Source organism: Desulfofundulus salinus, assembly GCF_003627965.1.
GTDB classification, from domain to species: Bacteria; Bacillota; Desulfotomaculia; order Desulfotomaculales; family Desulfovirgulaceae; genus Desulfofundulus; species Desulfofundulus salinus.
Window position 1 is genome coordinate 1816334 of sequence record NZ_RBWE01000001.1, and the last position, 19395, is coordinate 1835728.

Consider the following 19395-nt stretch of genomic DNA (forward strand, 5'->3'; position numbering starts at 1 on the left):
GAAAATACTAACTTACAAACCCTGCCGGGATAAATAGAGAGCAGTATCAACCACCCGGTTGGAATAGCCCCACTCGTTATCATACCAGGCCACCACTTTAACCAGAACACCATCGATGACCATGGTGGAGAGGGCGTCTACAATTGACGAATGGGGGTTGCCATTGAAATCCCGGGAAACCAGGGGCACTTCGCAATAGTCCATGATTCCTTTAAGTTCGCCTTGGGCCGCTTCCTTTAAAACGGCATTGATTTCTTCCTTGCTCGTAGGCCGGGCCAGCTCGGCCACCAGGTCCACCACGGAAACGTTGGGCGTTGGCACACGCATGGCCATGCCGTTAAGCTTGCCCTTTAATTCGGGTAAAACCAGAGCCACTGCTTTGGCGGCACCAGTGGTGGTAGGAATAATGGACAGAGCCGCTGCCCGGGCACGACGCAGGTCCTTATGGGGTAAATCCAGGATCTGCTGGTCGTTGGTATAGGAATGAACGGTAGTCATCAAACCGCGGACAATACCAAACCGCTTGTGCAGTACCTTGGCCACGGGAGCCAGGCAATTGGTGGTGCAGGAAGCACAAGAAATCACATGATGCTGGGCGGGATCATATTTATCCTGATTTACGCCCATGACAATGGTAATATCTTCATTTTTGGCGGGAGCGCTGATCAACACCTTTTTCGCTCCACCTTCCAGGTGCTTGGCGGCATCTTCCCGGGCGGTAAAACGACCGGTGGATTCCACCACAATATCCACTCCCAGTTCGCCCCAGGGCAGTTTACCGGGATCCTTCTCCGCCAGCACTTTTACTTTCTTGCCATTAACCATAAAACCGTCATCAACTGTTTCCACCTCGCCCCGGCAAATCCCATGCACGGAATCATATTTAAGCAAATGGGCCAGTGTACCGGCATCGGTAAGGTCATTAACGGCTACTACTTCTAACTCCGGATGGTTCAGAGCAGCCCGGAAAACATTACGCCCGATGCGCCCAAAACCGTTAATACCCAATCTTACCGTCATTTTGATCACTCCTTTTTCAGGATATACAGGGTTTATTTTTTCCAATCCCACCAGATTGCATGCTGTAAAAAATACACCTGGCAAAAATTAAAATAACATAACCTGCTCTTTACGGGCAATAGTTAGTCCGGAATCCAGAATTACCCGTCAATTTTCCTTAAAATTGATATATTGCGTGCACTTTCCGTTTGATGAAAGGATAAAGGGTATCTTATAGCGAATATTAATATGCAAAAAAATTAAATTAACACGGGCATTGCTTTATTTGTATGCCCTTTAATGAGGAGGTCTGCCATATGATTTTAACCACCACTCCAAACGTGGAAGGAAAAAATTTTAGCTTATCTGGGTATCCTGGCCGGAGAGGCAATCATGGGTGCCAATATAGTGCGGAATTTGTTTGCTGCCATTACCGATATTGTGGGCGGGCGTTCCGGCGCTTATGAGGCCAAACTCTCCCAGGCCCGCCAGATTGTCCTGGAGAAAATGGCCACCAGGCCCGCCGCTTAGAGGCCAACGCGGTGGTCGGTATTGACCTTGATTATGAAGTAATCCGGGAAGGCATGCTCATGGTCACCGCCAGTGATACAACCGTCCAAGTTGCTTAAAAAAGTTAGCGATGATTAGTAAGATGTGCTAAAATATTATTAGCTTTGTGCTTGGCTAGAAAGATTGAGCGCTATGGTTTTTTAAAAAAAGGAGTGGTCCTATGTCCCGCAACGTTTTAATGGTCATAGACATGCTCAAGGATTTCATCGACACCGACGGCGCCCTGAATTGTGGCGAAAAAGGGAGGGAAATTGTACCCTTTGTAGTGGAAAAGGTAAAAGAGTTCATGGCCCAAAAGGAGCCAGTAATCTTTGTCATGGATGCCCATGACCCCGAAGATCCGGAATTCTCCCGTTTCCCCGTCCACTGCGTTTACGGCACCCCGGGAGCAGGGCTCATTGATGAACTTGCTTCACTGGTGGAGGAATACCCTTTTGCCATCAAGATGCCGAAAACCCGTTTCAGCGGCTTTTTCCGTACTAATTTAAACAAAATCCTGGAAGATCTTAATCCGGCTGCAGTTCACGTTGTGGGGGTTTGCACCAATATCTGCGTCCTGTATACGGTGGAAGAACTGCGCAACCGGGACTACCGGACGGTGGTGTATACCCAAGGGGTGGCCAGCTTCGATGAGGAAGCCCACCGGTGGGCGCTAAAACAAATGGAAACAGTTTTAGGAGCGGAGATTGCTTAAATGAAACCCCTTTTGGACTACCACGTCCACCCCGGCTATTCTATAGATGCCGAAGATCACAGCATTTTGGAATACTGCCAGCAGGCCCTGAACCTGGGGTTAAGGGAGATTTGTTTTACCCCCCACCTGGAAGTGGACCCGGTACGGCGCCGGCTGGACTGGTTCGTACGGTTAAATGGAAGGCTTCACCCCATGGAGGATTTAAGCTGGCTTGATCATTATTTCCGGGACATTGAAAAAGCCCGTAGCCAGCTGCATGACCGGGAACTGAAAATAAAGGCTGGTTTAGAAGTTGGCTATGAACGGGGCTATGAGAAAACCATTGAAAAAATTTTAAACAATTATCCCTTTGATTATGTACTGGGTTCCATCCATTGCCTTGAACATCAATCCATATCCTCCTGGGAGGAAAGCCGGATCTACTTCTCCTCCCACACTGTGGAAGAGGCGTGTGGCGAATACTTTCAAGTCTTAAAGGAAGCCGTGGAAAGCAACCTCTTTGACTGTATCGGTCACCTGGATCTTTATCGACGCCACGGAGAACGCCTCCTGGGTACAGCCCTGGGAAGTGCCCATAAAGGAATGGTCGAACCGATTCTCAAGGAAATAGCACGGCGAAATATGGGGCTGGAAGTAAACACCTCCAGTCTGCGGCGGGGACTGACCGAATTTCATCCCAGCCGGGAAATTCTTTTAAAGGCCCGGGAATGTGGAGTCAAAATATTCACCGTGGGCTCCGATGCTCACCGGCTTTCTGAGTTGGGAGCATATACAAACCAGGCGGTGTTAATGTTAGAAGAACTGGGGCTTGCGGTGCACACCTTTACTTCTCGTCAACCTTGCCCCCTTTAACGGTTTTTTTTGCCTGGACAAACTTCCTCCCTTACCATAAAATATTCACTAAGCGGGGGAGGAAGAGCATGATGAATGGCAGAACGGTGAAAAGATACCGGGAGGGGAACATTACCGCTGCCTTTGGTGCCGACCTGTTGCTCCAGGGCACTACCACCATCCCGAATCTTTTACTCCGTTTGTACCGTCACCTTGATATAACCGACGAAGAAATGATCCTTCTCATTCAGCTTCTCCGGTTGCAGGTAGAGGAAAAGAACCTGTTTCCTTCCGCCTCCACCCTGGCCGCATGCACGGCCCAGGATGTAACCCGGGTGCAACAAAACCTGAACAGGTTAATAGAAAAGGAAGTTCTGGCCGTAACCCAGTATTATGACGAAAGAAAAGATCAGATCCTCAGTGGATATGACTTTGAACCGCTGTTGGAAAAGCTCTCGGAGATCTGGGCCAGCATCAGGGTCAAGGAAATTGAACGTACCCGCAGCCTGCTGGAAAAAAGGCCTTTAGAGACAACGGCGCAAGAATTTGCCCTGATCATCCGGGCCTTTGAACAGGAATTCGGGCGGCCTGTTTCCCCCATGGAGGTCGAACAGATCCGCCAGTGGGCCGAGGAACTGGACCACACGCTGGTTTTGGAAGCTTTACGCCGGGCCGTCCTGATGGGCAAGCATAATTTTAAGTATATCGATAGTATTATTCTGGAATGGAAAAAGAACAACCTGCGTACCGTCGAGGAAATAAACGCCTATGACGCACAATTTAAGAAACGGCGTTCAGGTAAGCAACTTTCCTCCAAGGTGGATGACCGGAAGAAAGCACTTTTGAAAACGCTATACCTCAGTTAATTAGAAAGGATGCCGGCCAGTGAAGGCCTGTCCTGTATGTGAAGATCGGGGTGTGGTGATTAAAAACAATGTAGCAGTTCCCTGCCCGTGTAACAAGCAGAGGGCACTGGTCAACCGTTTTAAAGAAGCAGGGTTACCGGAAGGCTTGCGTTACCACACCTTTGACAAATTTAACTTTAAGTATTACTCGCGATTGCGAGTAGATGCGGAACGCAAGCTGACCTATTATGAGTCGGCCCGGCGTACTTTCCAGGCAGCCCAGGACTTCGTGAATAATTTTAAAAACGACCGGCATATTGACGGTTTGTTGATTACCGGCCCAGTAGGCAGTGGAAAGACATTCCTGGCCGCCTGCATAGCCAACGCCCTGTTGGAAGCAGAAGTGCTCCTACTGTTTGTGGTCGTACCGGACTTGCTGGACCGCCTGCGTTCAACTTATGACCAGAACCGCCAGGGTGGAGATTATTCGGAAAAGGATCTCATGGATGCCGCAAGGGAAGTACCCCTTTTGTTTTTAGACGATCTGGGTGCCCATAATTATACCGAGTGGACCAAAAATAAACTTTATTCGATCTTAAATTACCGCGTCAACCATCGCCTCCCCGTAATCATTACCACCAACATCAGCCTGGAAGATTTGGGCGAATATTTAGGAGAAAGAACCACTTCCCGTATTTGCCAGATGTGCTGGCCTTACCGGTTACCGGTTGAAGATGACATTCGCATGGTCCAGCGCAGGGAAAGGCTCCGGGAAGGTTAAAAACTAAATATATGCGGGGCAGGTCCTCAAAGGGGATAATAGGGAAGACCGGGGAGCAGGTGGATCCTGTTTAAGCCGGCGCGGTCCCGCCACTGTAACCGGGGAGGAACCCGCAAAGTGCCACTGGCCCAGCACTCACTGATGAGCTGCTACATCCGATGGTATGCTTGTTCAGCAGTGAAAATATAACAGCATGGTTTAACCGATGTCACTGGTGAGTGCTGGACCGGGAAGGCGCGGGCATCCAAAGATCCGGGAGCCAGGAGACCTGCCTGCCCCTTTCACTGGAACATGCCCTTTCCTAAAGGGTAAAGCCAGTGGTAGGCCTTTCTATCTTCGCGCGAAAGATAGCAGGCGTAAAGACTCTCCACACGCCCCTACTTTTGCCGGGCGTGTTTTTTTCAGGGGGAAACAAGGTGGCTAAGCCTTTACGTAACGGAATAACGACAGGAGCCTGTGCCGCTGCGGCTGCCCGGGCTGCCACGGAGTTGCTTTTTCACGGCACAAAACCTGCTCAGGTCATTTTGGTCAACCCCATGGGACAGTCCTTAACGGTACCCATCCACCAGGTAGAGGCAATAGCCGGCGGCACCAGGGCGGTGGTGATCAAAGACGGAGGAGATGATCCCGACGTTACCCACGGTCTGCCCGTTGTGGTCGAGGCCCGCCCCGCCCCAGACGGAATTCGCCTTCACGGAGGTCCTGGTGTAGGGCGGGTAACCAAACCGGGGCTGGCGTTGGCCGTAGGCGAGCCCGCCATTAACCCTGTTCCCCGGCAAATGATTAAGGAGGCTGTGGCCGCCGTTCTCCCTCCCGGACGGGGAGTGGAACTAATGATCAGCGTACCCGGGGGAGAATTGATAGCCAGGCGCACCCTGAACCCCCGCCTGGGGATTGTGGGGGGTATATCCATCCTGGGAACTACGGGTATAGTCCGGCCCATGTCCGAGGAAGCGTTTAAGGATTCCCTGCTCCCCCTTCTGGACATGGCCAGGGCGGCAGGCTTCCACCAGGTCGTCCTTACTCCGGGGCACATGGGCGCCCGGATAGCGGTGGAGGGATACGGATTTCCCGCCGAAGCCGTGGTGGAGATGAGCAATTTCGTAGGTTTTATGCTGGAAAGCTGTGTGGAAAAAGGCTTCTCCGGCGTGTTGCTCTGGGGGCACCACGGCAAGCTTTTAAAGGTAGCCGCCGGCATTTTTCATACCCACAGCCGCGTTGCCGACGCCCGGCGGGAAACCCTGGCCAGTCACGTTGCCCTGATGGGTGGTGAACGGGATCTGATCGCAAGCATTATGGAAACCGGCACCATTGAAAGTGTGGTTGAGTTGCTGGCGGAACACAATTTCCTGTCTGTTTACCACCAGCTGGCTTGCCGGGCCAGCCAGCGGGCCATGGAGTACGTCCACCACCGTTTAAAGGTGGGGACAGTCCTTTTGACCCTGGACGGCAAAATCCTCGGTTGGGACCGTCAGGCACAGGAAATCGGGAGGGCGCTGGGATGCCGCGAATTAGGGTAATTGGCGTAGGACCGGGTAACCTGGATTATCTCACCCCTGCCGCCCAAAGAGCTTTGGCCAGCGCCCGGGTACTGGTAGGCGGCCAGCGCCACCTGGTCTATCTGGCCCGAGAGGAACAGAAAACTTTTGTAATTAAAAATAATCTTGCGGCCATGGTGGATTTCATCCGCTCACACCGGGAGGAAGGGGTAGCCGTTTTAGCTTCAGGAGATCCTGGACTGTACGGAATCTTGAATTACCTGCGCCAACATTTTACCCCGGAGGAACTGGAGGTCATCCCCGGAATCAGTTCGGTACAACTGGCCTTTGCCCGCCTGGCCATACCCTGGCATGATGCACTGATCTTGAGTGCCCACGGAAGACCTGCCGGCGACCTGGTTAACCTGATGCGCCACCATGGGAAGGTAGCCCTCCTCACCGGCCCGGGAGCTCCACCCAACCACATCGCCAGCCTGCTCGTGAAGGCGGAAATGGCTGATCGAAAAGTTTTTTGTTGTTGCAACCTGGGTTATCCAGAGGAGGAAATCCTGGAAACCACACCCGGTAAACTGGCCCGCCGGGACTTTTCCGGGCAAAGTTATTGCGTCATGGTGATCATTGATGAAAAAAGCTTGGACATATGTAACCCCGGGGATTCCCGATGACCTGTTTATCCGGGGGAGTGTCCCCATGACCAAAGAAGAAATTCGCGCCGTCACCCTGGCCAAGGCCCGGCTGGCCCCGGGCCAGGTGGTGTGGGATATTGGCAGTGGCACCGGCTCTATTGCTATCGAAGCAGCCCGGCTAATCGGTGACGGCATCGTTTATGCCGTAGAGCAAAAGCCCGCGGCACTGGAGCTGATCCGGGAAAACATGCGTCGCTTTGGCCAGAAGAACATCCAGGTGGTGGACGGCCGTGCCCCTGAGGCACTGCTCCCGCTCCCGCCCCCCCACCGGGTCTTCATCGGCGGCTCGGGCGGCCAGTTAGGGGAGATAGTCCAGTTGCTGGCGGAAAGGCTTGCTCCGGGGGCAAGACTGGTCATCAACGCCCTGACCCTGGAAACACTAACCCGGGCCCTCACTTTGCTAGGCCCTCCCTGGGAAAAAGAGGTGGTGCAGGTTTCCGTAACCCGCACGGTATCCCGGGGCCATTATCATCTGATGCATGCTTTAAACCCTGTGTGGATCATCACTGCCCAAAAGGAGGGGGATGAGGGTGTTGGGTAAGTTTTATGGCATCGGTGTTGGTCCCGGAGATCCGGAGCTGCTTACCCTAAAGGCCTACCGTGTTTTACAGGAAGTGGATGTAGTGTGTGTACCCAAATCGGCCGCCGACCGGGAAAGCCTGGCCCTGTCCATTATCAACAAGGCTATCAAGCGCCAGTTTACAACCCTGGAGTTATCCTTTCCCATGTCCCGGGATCACCAAATACTCGAACAGCACTGGGCCATGGCCGGTGAAAGGGTGGCCCAACTGGTACGAGAGGGGCAAAAGGTAGCCTTTGTCACCATCGGTGACCCGATGTTTTACAGCACCTATGGTTACGTCCGGGCTTACCTGCAAAAAAATTATCCCGACCTGCCCGTAGAAACCATTCCGGGGATCACCGCCATGAGTGCCTGTGCGGCCGCGTTGGAAGAACCACTGGCCATAGGGGAAGAAAGCCTGGTCGTAATACCAGCGGCCTATAACCTAAAGCGCCTGGAAGAGGTGCTGGACAGCTTTGACAACGTAGTGCTCATGAAGGTAAACCGTTATTTCGATCGGGTACTGGAACTCTTACGGGAAAAGGGTTTAACCGAACGGGCCGCCCTGGTGAGCCGCTGCGGTTATCCCGATCAAATGGTAAGCCGGAAGATCACCGATCTGGCCGGACAGAAGCTTGATTACATGTCTATCCTGGTCATCCGCAAGGGAGGCCGTTAACAAGGGGGACGCAGAAGTGATTTACTTTATAGGTGCCGGACCGGGGGATCCCGAATTGATTACCGTTAAGGGAGCAAAATTGCTGCAGGAGGCTGATGTGGTCATTTATGCCGGCTCCCTGGTTAATCCGAAAATACTGGAATATTGCCGCCCCGGAGTAGAGATATACAACAGCGCCACCATGACCCGGGATGAGGTGCTGGCCGTAATGCGCCGGGCACACCAGGAGCAATTAACTGTAGCCCGGGTACATACCGGCGACCCCGCTTTGTACGGGGCCATCCAGGAACAGATGGATGCCCTGGCAGCCCTGGGCATACCTTTTAAGGTTGTGCCGGGAGTGAGCTCCTTTCTAGCTGCTGCAGCCGCCATCCCCCACGAACTGACCCTGCCGGGGGTAACCCAGACCGTGATCCTTACCCGGCTGGAAGGGCGCACCCCGGTACCCGAGCGGGAAAAACTAAGGGAACTGGCCCGCCACAAAAGCACCATGTGCATCTTTCTTTCCGTACACCAGATGAATCAGGTGGTTGAAGAACTGCTTGCCGGAGGTTATACCCCCCAAACCCCGGTGCTGGTAGTGGAAAAGGCCTCCTGGCCCGAGGAACGGTTGTTACGGGGTACGCTGGCCGATATCGTTGATCAAGTCAAGGAAGCGGGCATCACCCGCACCGCCCTGGTGCTGGTGGGAGATGTTTTCAACTCCCCCTACCAGTTGTCGCAGCTCTATGACCCCCAATTCTGCCATGGTTACCGGAGTAGCAGTACATGAACATTGCCGTATTCGCCATTACCAAAAACGGTATTGACCTGGCAGCAAAGGTATCCCGGCATTTACAGCAAGCAGGGCACCAGGTGCGCATGTTCAGGCCCGCCCGTTTCCCGGGGAAGGGGGAACCCTTTACCGGTCCGGTGTCCCGGGTGGTGGCGGAGGAATTCTACCGGTGCCAGGGACTGGTCTTTATCATGGCCCTGGGCATTGTGGTGAGATTGCTTGCTCCCCTGGTCAGGGATAAGCGCTCCGATCCGGCTGTAGTGGTCATGGATGAAAGGGGACAGTTCGTAATCAGCACTCTAAGCGGTCATCTGGGAGGAGCCAATGAGCTGGCCCAACAGCTGGCCGGGGCTCTCCAGGCAGTGCCGGTGATCACCACCGCCACCGATGTACACGGCCTGCCCGCGGTGGACGTCCTGGCCCGCAAATATGACTTGTCCATGGAACCATTCACCGCAGTAAAACAGGTGAATGCCGCCCTGGTAAACGGCGAGACGGTCACCCTTTGCAGCGAACCGCTCCTCCCTCTCACCCAAACCCCGGGCCTCCGGTTAATCCCGTGGGAAGACTTGCCCGCCACCCGGCCGCAAGGGTGGCTGGTGGTAATCACCAACCGCGTGCTGTCGTTGCCCCATGAAAAGACCCTTTTCCTGAGGCCACGGAACCTGGTAGCTGGAATGGGCTGCCGCAGGGAAGCGGCCCCGGAAAGGGTGAGGCAGGCTCTGTTCCACGCCCTGGAGCTTGCCCGGCGCAGCCCCGCCAGCCTGCGGGCACTGGCGACGGTGGACTTGCGGGCACAGGAACGGGGTTTGCAGTTGGTTGCCCGGGAGATGGATATCCCCCTGTTCAGTTTCACGAGAGAACAAATTCGCTCCATTTTTACCCAAAAACCCAGCCTTCATTATTCATCCTTTGTCCAGGAAAAAATAGGAGTTGGTGGTGTATGCGAACCGGTTGCCCTGCTGGCAGCTGCCCCCCAGGCCAAACTGATTCTCCCCAAAACCAGCTGGGAGGGCGTGACGGTAGCCTTAGCCGAGGAAAGCTATGGGTGGTGGGAACGGGGCCGGGAAGTATAGAACATTTAAGTCCAAGGGCATTGAAGGCCCTGCAGGAAGCCGACGTAATTGCCGGGTACAAAACCTATATTGAACTCATTGCCCCCATAGTGGAAGGGAAAGATATCATCAGTACCGGTATGACCCGGGAAGTTGAGCGCTGCCGCGCGGCCATTCAGCGGGCCAGGGAAGGACAGAAAGTAGCCCTGGTATCCAGCGGAGACCCCGGGGTTTACGGTATGGCCGGACTGGCTCTGGAGCTCTTACACCGGGAAAATCTACTCGACCAGGTCGAGGTGGAGATCACCCCCGGCATCACCTCCGCTAACGCTGCAGCCGCTCTTCTGGGCGCACCATTGATGCACGACTTTGTGGTGGTGAGCTTAAGCGACCTCCTGACTCCCTGGGAAGTAATTGAAAAAAGACTGGCCCTGGCCGCCCAGGGAGACTTTGTGGTGGTTTTGTATAACCCGGCCAGCCACAAAAGAACATCCCAAATCAGCCGGGCCAGGGAGCTCCTGCTCCAGCATAAAAAGGCCAGCACGCCAGTGGGGATTGTTCGCAAAGCTTACCGGGACGGGGAAGAGGTGGTGGTTACGGATCTCGAACATATGCTGGACCACCCCATCGATATGTTTAGCATTGTGATCATTGGCAACAACCAGACCCAAAAGATGGGCAACTTTCTGGTTACACCCAGGGGATATGCCTTATGATTCTGGTCTTGAGCGGCACCGCCGACGGACGCCTGATTGTACAGGACCTGGTAGCCAGCGGTTACACCGTGCTGGCCTCGGCAGCTACGCCGTACGGCGGAGAACTGCTGGCCCGGCACGGCGCCGAGATCATTACCGGCCCCCTTACCCTGGACGATATGGTTGCCCTGATAAAAAAACGCCGCATTGAGCTTTTAGTTGATGCCACCCACCCCTACGCCCAGCGGGTCTCGGAAATTGCCCGCCAGGCCTGTGCCCAAACACAAATCCCTTACCTGCGCTACCAGCGGGGGGAAAGCAATTTGCCCCGGCACCCCTTGATCCATTGTACCGCCGGTTATGAGGAAGCAGCTCAACAAGCCGCGCGTTTGGGAAAGGTAATTTTTCTTACCACGGGCAGCAAAACTCTGGATATCTTTTTAACTGCCGCCCGCCGGCATGGATGCCGCCTGGTGGTACGGGTACTCCCCGAACCTGCGGTAATCCAGCGCTGCCGACAGCTGGGACTGAACCCCGCCGATATTGTAGCCATGCAGGGCCCCTTTAGCCTGGAACTGAATCGCGCCCTGTTCAAACAATATGGGGCCGAGGTAGTAGTCACCAAAAACAGCGGGATCGTGGGGGGTACAGATACCAAGATAGCGGCGGCACTGGAACTGACCCTGCCGGTGGTGGTGATTAACCGGCCCCAGGAGCAGGCCGGAGCAATAACCACTCGTGAAGAACTCCTGGAGAAAATCCGTCAAAAGAAAGGATGTTCATGATCATGAAGACGGGTATAATTCTTTTGAGCCACGGCAGTCGCCTCCCGGAAGCCCAGGCTACCCTGCATCTTTTAAAGGAGCTGGTAGCCCAGGAAAGCTCCTATGATCTGGTGGAGGGGGCCTCCTTACAATTCAACCAGCCGGACTTACCGGCAGCTCTGGCTACCATGGCGGCCAGGGGAATGAAGCGGGTTGTAGTTGTACCCCTGTTCCTGTCGCAGGGGGTGCATATGAAAGAGGACATACCGGAAATTCTGGCCAGGGAGAGGACCCGTTATCCGCACATGGATATTGTTATGACCGCTAATATCGGCGCCCACCGCAAATTGGCCGAGATCATCATGGAACGGATCCGGGAGGTAAGTGACCAGCATGCAATTAATTACTGACCCCAGGGCCATTGAGGAGCAGAGCATGCGCATTATTGAGGACCATTTACCCGACCTGGCCATGCTGCCGGCAGGGGAAAGGGCCATTGTCAAGCGAGTGGTGCACACCACCGGCGATCTTTCCTGCGCCCAGTTCATACGTTTTCACCCCCGGGCCGTGGAAAGTGGTTTAAGTGCCCTCAGGGCGGGCAGACCCATCCTCACCGATGTCAACATGGTTCGCAGCGGCTTGATTAAAGATCGCCTGACAGCCCTGGGGGTGGCAGTAGATTGTTTGATTAACCATCCGGAGGTAGTTACCCGCGCCCGGGCCAGGGGAACTACCCGGGCCATGGTAGCCATGGAACTGGGCGCCCCCCAAATAGAAGGGGGTATCATTGCCATTGGCAACGCCCCTACGGCGCTTTTCACCCTGTGCCGGTTGATCTCTACCGGACGGGCCAAACCGGCCCTCGTAGTGGGAACACCCGTGGGTTTCGTGGGCGCGGCCGAATCCAAAGAAGAATTAATATCCCTTGATATTCCTTATATCACCATGACCGGCACCAGAGGGGGCAGCACCATTGCCGCGGCAGTGATTAATGCCCTTTTGCTCATGGCTTAAGCTTTGGAAACTTTCAATGTCAAAAAATGATGCCCGTGTATAATTCCTCCCCGGCCTGTTTAAAATAGTATGTGGCCGGAAAGGAGGACACAATGGGCAGTAAACTAACCAGATATGCTGGCGTGGTTACCTTTTTTCTTGTGTTAACCTGGGTTGCGGCCGGAAAACAGGTAGAAGCCAGCACATCTTGGGGTAGTGGCAGCGACCTGACCCACTACAGATATATGCTTTGCTATACCGTCAGGCCAGGAGATACCCTGTACGATATAGCCAGAGCTTACGATGTACCCCTGACTAAACTGATGGATACCAATAAACTAAAGGACACCATCATCAGGCCTGGTGATGTATTGCTGGTACCGGACCGGGTCAGCGACAACGTCCCGGCAGTACTTTCCCGCGGAGGTATTTCCCGGGAGGATTTGATGCTCCTGGCCAGGTTAATCCACGCCGAAGCCCGGGGGGAAAGCTTCACCGGTCAAGTGGCCGTGGGGGCAGTAATCCTCAACCGGGTAGCCAGTCCAGGCTTTCCCAAAACCATCCGGGAAGTAATTTTTCAGAAAGATAGTAACGTCTTTCAGTTTTCCCCGGTGGAGGACGGCTCCATCTACCTGGAACCGGATGAAACGGCCATTAATGCTGCTCTGGAGGCTCTGGCGGGGCGGGATCCGACCAACGGAGCTTTGTTCTTCTATAACCCCCGTACTGCCACGGACCGCTGGATCCGTACCCTGCCGGTGGTCACTCGCATCGGTAACCATGTGTTCGCTACCAAAGCCTAAAAAAGAGCCGGCCGTTAGACCGGCTCTTTCCCCCGTGGGAAAGACAACTCCCGCACCAGGATGTTTACGGACTTGACCACCAGGCCGGTCATCTCCTCCACCCGCCTTTTCACCGCCTCCTGGATTTCCCGACCCACCTGGTTTAACACGGAACCATAGTGTAAAACTGGGTGCACCTCAATAACTACCCCGTCCACATTCCTCTGTACGGTCACCCGCCCGGCACTTTTTACTCCCGGCACTTCTTCCGCAGCCCGGGATACAATAGCCACCAGAGCGCTGGTGGTAATGGTCAGTTTACCATAATAGGTAAAGGTAGGACGCACCACCGATTGTTCCAACCAGCTGCGCTTACCCTGCGGACCTTTACGACCCAGAAAAATCCTTAAGGAATCGGCAAATATATCCGGAAATCTTTTTTTGACCTCCACCGTGGGGGCGGGAATGACATGTTTACTGTACCGGACGCGCATGGTCAGGGCCTGACGGATTTCCCGGGGAGAAGCTATTTCTTCAATGGAAATGACCCGGGAAACCGGGGGCAGGTCCAACCGGGCGGTAATTTTTTCCACCATCCCCACCGAAGTGCCCAGGATTAAAACCCGGGACGGTTTTACCTTTTCCAACACCGCCCGGGCCTGCCGGGCGTGCTCTTCGTCCATGAAAAGGGCAGCCTTAATGGCTCCAATACGGGTTGACTGTCGTTTTGCCGATATACCCCCAAGAATTCGATTGCCTTTAATCAAAAGACCGTCGTCAATGATCAATTCCGCGCCACATTCATGAGCGGTAGCAATGGCCCGGAAACTCTTCCCGGTACCGCTGGGACCTACCAGGGCGTAAACTTCCACGTTGTTCCCTCCAAAATAACGTGAAAAGGACATTTCTACGTACATAGACCACTTTCCTTTTTTTCAGAGTCAAATTAGCAGTAGATGCGCCAGGTTAAAATGGGATAAAATACTATATCAATTGGAAGTATCTCCATTTTTAAAAACAAAAGGCCATGGGGCCTTCCCTGGGAGTGCCTGAGAATGAAAAAAATGCTTTTGCTGCTCCTCATTGTAGCGGGCCTGCTTGCCGGATGTACGAGCCTGGCCCTACCGCCTGAATTACCCACCCCTTCGAAAGTATTTGATGCCCAGGGGCGACTGATTGCCACCCTTTCTCCCCAAAAGCGTATACCGGTACCCTTAAAAGACATCTCCCCCAACATGCAGCAGGCCATAGTGGCTATTGAAGATGCCCGCTTTTACCAGCACCACGGTATTGACCCGGTAGGCCTTTTGCGCGCACTATATCATAATATTCGGGCAGGGAAAATAGTGGAGGGGGGGAGCACCATCACCCAGCAACTGGCCAAAAACATGTTCCTGGGCCCTGAACGGACCGCCAGGCGCAAAATAAAGGAATTGTGGTTAACCATCCAGCTGGAAAGGCGTTATAGTAAACAGGAAATACTGCAGATGTATTTGAACCAGATTTATTTTGGCCAGGGGGCCTACGGCATTGAAATGGCCGCCCGAACCTATTTTGACAAGTCAGCCCGGGAACTGGATCTGGGTGAGAGCGCCATGCTGGCTGGAATTGTTCGGGCACCCAGCCTGTATAACCCGGCCACCAATTTGAACGGCGCCAGGGAAAGGCAATCACTGGTTCTCCAGCGCATGGTGGAACTGGGCATGATTACTCCTGAAGAGGCCAGGGAAGCCAGGCAGAAGCCCCTGCACCCCCAAAACCGGCTGGCCGGGCAAACCCGCGCCGCTTACTTTGTAGCTGAAATAGTGAAATACCTGCAGGAAAAATTCCCCGACCAACCGGACCTGGCTTATACGGGCGGGCTGCATATACACACCACACTGGATTTGGATGTACAAGAGGCGGCAGAAAAAACGTTCCAGGAGAACTTTGCGCAACAGGACCCGGCACTGGAAGGAGCCCTGGTGGCCTATGATCCCCGAACCGGTCATGTCAAAGCCATGATTGGAGGCAAAGACTTCAGCCGGTCCCAGTTTAACCGGGCCCTGGCCAGAAATCAGCCGGGCTCGGCCTTTAAACCTTTTCTTTATGCCGCCGCCATCGACCGGGGCTACACGGCAGCCACCACCCTGGAGTGCAAACCGGTGAGCTACGAAATACCGGGCCAACCACCTTACCAGCCGCGGGATTTTAACGGGGGCTATCATAACCGGCCCTTTACCCTTAAAGAGGCCCTCTACACATCGGATAATGTGGTGGCTGTGGAACTGAACAACCGCCTGGGGCCGCAGACCCTGGTCGCATACGCCCGGCGTATGGGGATTGAGAGCCCCCTGAGGCCTTACCTTTCTCTGGCCCTGGGCACCTCGGAGGTGACTCCGCTGGAAATGGTCCGGGCCTATGGCCCCCTGGCCAATGGAGGTGTACTGGCCAGACCTTTCCTGATCACCAAAATCCTGGACCAAAAGGGCAGGGTACTGGAAGAAAACAGCCCTCAACTACAACAGGTGCTTGACCCTAAGACAGCCTATATTGTTACCGACATGCTGAAAGGAGTGCTCCAACCGGGAGGCACGGCGGCAGCGGCCGGCGCCCTCCTGGACCGGCCGGCGGCGGGGAAAACCGGAACCACCGCCCATTTCCGGGATGCCTGGTTTGTCGGTTATACTCCGCAACTGGTAACCGCCGTGTATATCGGTTACGATGATAAGTCGAGATCGGTGGGGGCCACCGGAGGTCAGCTGGCCGCCCCGCTCTGGGCCAAGTTCATGGCCGCGGCTTTACGGGATGAACCTGAGGATGATTTCCCCGTACCCGAAGACATTATCTTTGTCGACATTTGCGCCGATGATGGACTGCGGGCCACCCCTTTCAGTTCCCGGGTGATTAAGGCAGCCTTTGTGAAAGGCACGGAACCAACCCTCCCCAGTTTCTGGGGCAGCACCACCCCCTGGGGTTTAAAACTGCGGGATCTGCTGCAACAGGACGTGAACTTTTTACCGGAAGAATTATGGAAAACCTTAAAGGATCTGGACCCTGGTATGGAGAAAAAGAATCATTGAGGCAATAACGCCGCACAGTACAAGGGGTGGAAATCTTGTCCCGGGAATTTGCCGTCGCCATAGGTAAACAGTTCCGTCTCAACGAGCAAGAGGTTGCCCTGTTGGGTAAGAATATCCGGCAGCTATCCCGCCTGGAACGGCGTACCTATTTTGAGCAATTAAAACCAAGGGAAAGGGAGTTCAAACTCTTCCTGAAGGAAAAGTACGCCCTCCTGGATGAAGGAGGACGGCAGAAATGGATGGACACCACCGTGCAAAGCCTCCTGGAAAAAGGAGGCGACCCGGACCTGGCCGACAGCCTGGTTATGGATGTGATCGGCCGGTTACAGGTCTACAAGAGTTTGCGGGAAAGGGCAGAAAACGAAGGCATTCGGCTTAAGGCCCTGACAAATTTTGGCGGACTTTCCATGGTTCTTTTTCTGGTGGTAATCATTACAGCCGTCGTTCTGTACCTGACCGGCCGCTAAAAACCCTGACGAGGTGGGACTATGGGTAATCAGGTTAACGCCTTTAGTGAAGCAGTGCGGAACTTCGCATCCCTGGCCAGCGAACCGGAAGCCGTGGTTTTACGCACCGGTGCCTCCTTTGATAGCCAAAGAAAAATTTTCTTATTATCCTATTTGGGACAGATTTACGAAATTGATCTCGCCGGCAATGTGCAAAGGCAGGGCTCCCCCGGAGCAGTACCCTACAACGACCGCACCCTGATTCTACAATACCTGTGCTCGGCCAGCGGTTTGCCGCCCCGGGGGCACTGGTTGTCCTTCCTGGAATTACCCGATGGCGCCCACCACAATGCGCCCTTCCACACCGACGCCCTTAACCCCCTGGCGGAAGCCTTTGGCACCAGGCTGGAGGATTTTCACCGGGCCACCAGGCATCTGGGAGGCGAACCCCTGAATGTGGGAGATGCGGGTGCTAAAATCCCGGCCCTGCCCAAACTGCCTCTGGCCGTCACCATCTGGGCCGGCGACGAGGAATTCCCGCCCCGGGCCAACATTCTTTTTGACGCCGTAGCCCCCACCCATTTAACCACCGCCGCCCTCTGGGTACTGGGTGTAGAACTGACCCACAGGCTTATAGCCTTCATCCAACCGGCACGGCAGGCCGTGGATTGGCTCGGGAAAAGCCCTTGACTTTTTGTAAACCTTATAGGATAATATTCTTTGCGGGCGGGATGTAGCTCAGTTTGGCTAGAGCGCACGGTTCGGGACCGTGAGGTCGCAGGTGCGTTCTCACGCATAATACCCGCTACATCATTAAAAAATCGTTTTGATTACCGTCGGGGCATAGCTCAGTTTGGTAGAGCGCACGGTTCGGGACCGTGAGGTCGCACGTTCAAGTCGTGTTGCCCCGACCATTTTATTTAGAAAAACATTACCTTATCGGTGGAGTATACCGGGTAGATCTCCCGGGTGAAAAACTTACCGTCCAGGGTTAGGTGGTCCTCATGCACGAGGATCTTTTTTATTACCGCCCGCAGGGCCGCCCGGCGTTCCACCATGTCCAGCTCGGCCCAGGCCTCCGCCAGGTTCTGTATGGTAGCCTGGTAGGTGTCAATGTCGGCCAGGACATCCACCCCCGGATTATCCAGGGCGGCCAGCTTTCCCCTCAGTTCCTCTAAATCTGCCAGGTACTGCTTGTTCAGTCGGGCAAACTGTTCTGCACTGATGATCTGTTTCCGGTACCGGTCATCCTCAAGCTGGTGCAATGCCTGCTCCAGCTTTTTTATTTCCCTTTCGATCCGTTTACGGTCCAGCTTTGGCGCGGCCTCCCGGGCCAGGGTCAGGTACTGGGCCCGGATCTCCCGCCAGAAGTCCTCATCCTGGGCCAGGGTGAGCACCTCCGTAACAATCCGCTTTTCTACACTCTCCCCATCCAGCATCTTTGAATCACAGGCCGCCGGGCCGCGCAGCTTGCGGATCTTGTTTATGTATCGGGGGGGATGATGCTGGTCCTGGGTTTTGACCTGGTAGGGTGCCCCGTTCCGGGCATCGAACACCAGCCCGGAAAGCAGGTGGGGACTGCTCTTTACCCGGCTGTGCCGGGCCTTGTCCGCCATTATTGCCCTCTGCACCTGATTCCATAAGGGCACCGGCACAATAGGACAGGGGATGGCCCAGTAATCCCTTTGCCGGGCCTCCTGTATTTGCTTTTGGGCTTCCTCCGGGGTCAACCCATGCTTGCGGACCAGGTAATCACCCCAGTTCTCGTATTCCACCCCATCCAGGATCACAGGCCCGTCTATCCGCTCACCCCCGTAATATAACCCGCTACGCTGCAAGAGGCCTATATATTTAACGTTAGTAAGCACATAGGCCACGGACGTACCGTCCCACCACTCGCCGCCGGCAGGGGAGGGCACCGGACTGGAAAAGCCAAAGATCTCGGGGGAGTTGTGCAGCATCTTGACCAGCAGTTCCCGCCCGTATCCGGCGGCCCGTTTCTCAAAAAGGGCTAACACCACCCGGGCGGCCACGGGGTCATTCTCAAAGACCTTCTTTTCCGGGTTCCACCTGGCTCCGTAAAAATCCCGGCCACCATTAAATTTCCCCTTGGCTATATTGGCTTCCTGGCTGTCGGTAATCCACTCGCTTGTATCTTCAGAGTAAAATTGATTAATTACCCCGATCATATTGCGGAACATCCGGCCGGCCGGGGTGGAAGTATCTATGTCCTCCCGGACGGATACCACGTCACAGCCGGCCTCTTCAAACTTGTCCACCAGCTCCTGAAAATACTTCCGCCCAAACCGGGAAAACTTGTAGACCAGCAGTTTCTTGATCTTCCCCTGCCGGGCCAGCTCCAGAAGTTCCATCAGCCCTTTTCGCTTGCTGTAGTGGATCCTGAAAGCTGACTTATTCAGGTCATGCCTGATATATTCCGGCGGGAGGATCCACCCCTTGCGCTCTGCATACCGGGTAAACTCTTTTTCCTGCATTTCCGGGCTGACCTTCTCTTCATCCCGTTCCACCCGGGAGCTGCGGACGTAGCCGCCGCAGACTATCGCCGGTTCTGGCATGGACACGGTTTTTCTGCTTGTCCTGGCCATCTCCATACCTCCCCAAAATAAATAGAGGCCCCCTTTTTTATAGGGGCCTCCTGGGCCTCGAAAAGGTTATG

21 protein-coding genes, 2 tRNA genes, 1 pseudogene and 1 riboswitch are annotated in these 19395 nt (G+C 54.6%); of the genes and pseudogenes, 21 read left to right on the plus strand and 3 right to left on the minus strand.

Translation table 11 applies throughout. The features are described from left to right. Positions 1-12: 12 nt before the first annotated feature. Complete coding sequence (gene gap, locus D7024_RS09260) at positions 13-1020, minus strand: type I glyceraldehyde-3-phosphate dehydrogenase (RefSeq protein ID WP_121452531.1); 1008 nt, start codon at positions 1018-1020, stop codon at positions 13-15. Between the two features lie 296 nt (positions 1021-1316). Here gap and D7024_RS09265 point away from each other — a divergent pair. From D7024_RS09265 to D7024_RS09340, 16 genes and pseudogenes are all read left to right on the plus strand, one after another. Next, positions 1317-1628 (plus strand): annotated as a pseudogene (locus tag D7024_RS09265) (heavy metal-binding domain-containing protein). Between the two features lie 101 nt (positions 1629-1729). Continuing rightward, complete coding sequence (locus tag D7024_RS09270) at positions 1730-2263, plus strand: cysteine hydrolase family protein (protein WP_121451535.1); 534 nt, start codon at positions 1730-1732, stop codon at positions 2261-2263. Further along, positions 2264-3115 carry a histidinol-phosphatase gene (locus D7024_RS09275; RefSeq protein WP_121451536.1) on the plus strand — a complete coding sequence of 284 codons (852 nt, stop codon included), beginning with the start codon at positions 2264-2266 and terminating at the stop codon, positions 3113-3115. 68 nt (positions 3116-3183) lie between these two features. Continuing rightward, positions 3184-3960, plus strand: a complete 777-nt coding sequence (locus D7024_RS09280; protein ID WP_121451537.1) for a DnaD domain-containing protein — start codon at positions 3184-3186, stop codon at positions 3958-3960. 19 nt (positions 3961-3979) lie between these two features. After that, entirely contained in the window at positions 3980-4720 is a 741-nt protein-coding gene (locus D7024_RS09285; protein WP_121451538.1) for an ATP-binding protein, read from the plus strand. Between the two features lie 3 nt (positions 4721-4723). Continuing rightward, a riboswitch (cobalamin riboswitch) is annotated at positions 4724-5010 on the plus strand. Between the two features lie 126 nt (positions 5011-5136). After that, a complete protein-coding gene (gene cbiD / locus D7024_RS09290) occupies positions 5137-6240 on the plus strand; it encodes a cobalt-precorrin-5B (C(1))-methyltransferase CbiD (protein WP_121451539.1) in 1104 nt (367 codons plus the stop codon). Continuing rightward, a complete protein-coding gene (cbiE, locus tag D7024_RS09295) occupies positions 6222-6884 on the plus strand; it encodes a precorrin-6y C5,15-methyltransferase (decarboxylating) subunit CbiE (protein WP_121451540.1) in 663 nt (220 codons plus the stop codon). Before cbiD ends, cbiE begins: the two co-directional genes overlap by 19 nt. Before the next feature lie 25 nt (positions 6885-6909). Continuing rightward, positions 6910-7446: a precorrin-6Y C5,15-methyltransferase (decarboxylating) subunit CbiT gene (cbiT, locus tag D7024_RS09300; RefSeq protein WP_243113740.1), complete on the plus strand. Its 537-nt coding sequence runs from the start codon at positions 6910-6912 to the stop codon at positions 7444-7446. Continuing rightward, positions 7430-8146: a precorrin-2 C(20)-methyltransferase gene (gene cobI / locus D7024_RS09305; RefSeq protein WP_243113741.1), complete on the plus strand. Its 717-nt coding sequence runs from the start codon at positions 7430-7432 to the stop codon at positions 8144-8146. The genes cbiT and cobI overlap by 17 nt, the downstream gene beginning before the upstream one ends. A gap of 16 nt (positions 8147-8162) precedes the next feature. Continuing rightward, positions 8163-8918: a precorrin-4 C(11)-methyltransferase gene (cobM, locus tag D7024_RS09310; RefSeq protein WP_121451543.1), complete on the plus strand. Its 756-nt coding sequence runs from the start codon at positions 8163-8165 to the stop codon at positions 8916-8918. Next, positions 8915-9997, plus strand: coding sequence for a cobalt-precorrin 5A hydrolase (locus tag D7024_RS09315; RefSeq protein ID WP_121451544.1), 1083 nt, complete (start codon positions 8915-8917; stop codon positions 9995-9997). Before cobM ends, D7024_RS09315 begins: the two co-directional genes overlap by 4 nt. Continuing rightward, complete coding sequence (gene cobJ / locus D7024_RS09320) at positions 9970-10692, plus strand: precorrin-3B C(17)-methyltransferase (protein WP_121451545.1); 723 nt, start codon at positions 9970-9972, stop codon at positions 10690-10692. The genes D7024_RS09315 and cobJ overlap by 28 nt, the downstream gene beginning before the upstream one ends. Next, on the plus strand, positions 10689-11456 hold the full coding sequence (cobK, locus tag D7024_RS09325) for a precorrin-6A reductase (RefSeq protein WP_121451546.1): 768 nt from the start codon (positions 10689-10691) through the stop codon (positions 11454-11456). Before cobJ ends, cobK begins: the two co-directional genes overlap by 4 nt. 2 nt (positions 11457-11458) lie before the next feature. After that, positions 11459-11845: a sirohydrochlorin chelatase gene (locus D7024_RS09330; protein WP_121451547.1), complete on the plus strand. Its 387-nt coding sequence runs from the start codon at positions 11459-11461 to the stop codon at positions 11843-11845. After that, complete coding sequence (locus tag D7024_RS09335; protein ID WP_121451548.1) at positions 11829-12449, plus strand: precorrin-8X methylmutase; 621 nt, start codon at positions 11829-11831, stop codon at positions 12447-12449. Before D7024_RS09330 ends, D7024_RS09335 begins: the two co-directional genes overlap by 17 nt. Before the next feature lie 92 nt (positions 12450-12541). Continuing rightward, positions 12542-13231: a cell wall hydrolase gene (locus D7024_RS09340; protein WP_121451549.1), complete on the plus strand. Its 690-nt coding sequence runs from the start codon at positions 12542-12544 to the stop codon at positions 13229-13231. Positions 13232-13245: 14 nt separating this feature from the next. On the opposite strand, the gene D7024_RS09345 is transcribed toward D7024_RS09340, so the two are convergent. Then, complete coding sequence (locus D7024_RS09345) at positions 13246-14082, minus strand: Asp23/Gls24 family envelope stress response protein (protein WP_243113742.1); 837 nt, start codon at positions 14080-14082, stop codon at positions 13246-13248. A gap of 183 nt (positions 14083-14265) precedes the next feature. On the opposite strand from D7024_RS09345, the gene D7024_RS09350 reads away from it, so the two are divergent. The 5 genes from D7024_RS09350 (at position 14266) to D7024_RS09365 (ending at position 17632) form a co-directional block, all read left to right on the plus strand. Continuing rightward, the gene (locus tag D7024_RS09350; protein WP_121451551.1) at positions 14266-16272 is read left to right on the plus strand and encodes a transglycosylase domain-containing protein; all 2007 of its coding nucleotides are present in this window, start codon (positions 14266-14268) and stop codon (positions 16270-16272) included. 26 nt (positions 16273-16298) lie between these two features. Continuing rightward, the gene (locus tag D7024_RS09355) at positions 16299-16739 is read left to right on the plus strand and encodes a hypothetical protein (protein WP_243113743.1); all 441 of its coding nucleotides are present in this window, start codon (positions 16299-16301) and stop codon (positions 16737-16739) included. A gap of 21 nt (positions 16740-16760) precedes the next feature. Further along, complete coding sequence (locus D7024_RS09360) at positions 16761-17408, plus strand: DUF3786 domain-containing protein (RefSeq protein WP_121451553.1); 648 nt, start codon at positions 16761-16763, stop codon at positions 17406-17408. 40 nt (positions 17409-17448) lie between these two features. After that, a tRNA-Pro gene (locus D7024_RS14800) sits at positions 17449-17531 on the plus strand. Positions 17532-17555: 24 nt separating this feature from the next. Further along, positions 17556-17632: transfer RNA gene (locus tag D7024_RS09365), tRNA-Pro, on the plus strand. A gap of 6 nt (positions 17633-17638) precedes the next feature. On the opposite strand, the gene D7024_RS09370 is transcribed toward D7024_RS09365, so the two are convergent. Next, positions 17639-19324: a recombinase family protein gene (locus D7024_RS09370; RefSeq protein ID WP_165859324.1), complete on the minus strand. Its 1686-nt coding sequence runs from the start codon at positions 19322-19324 to the stop codon at positions 17639-17641. Positions 19325-19395: the final 71 nt, after the last annotated feature.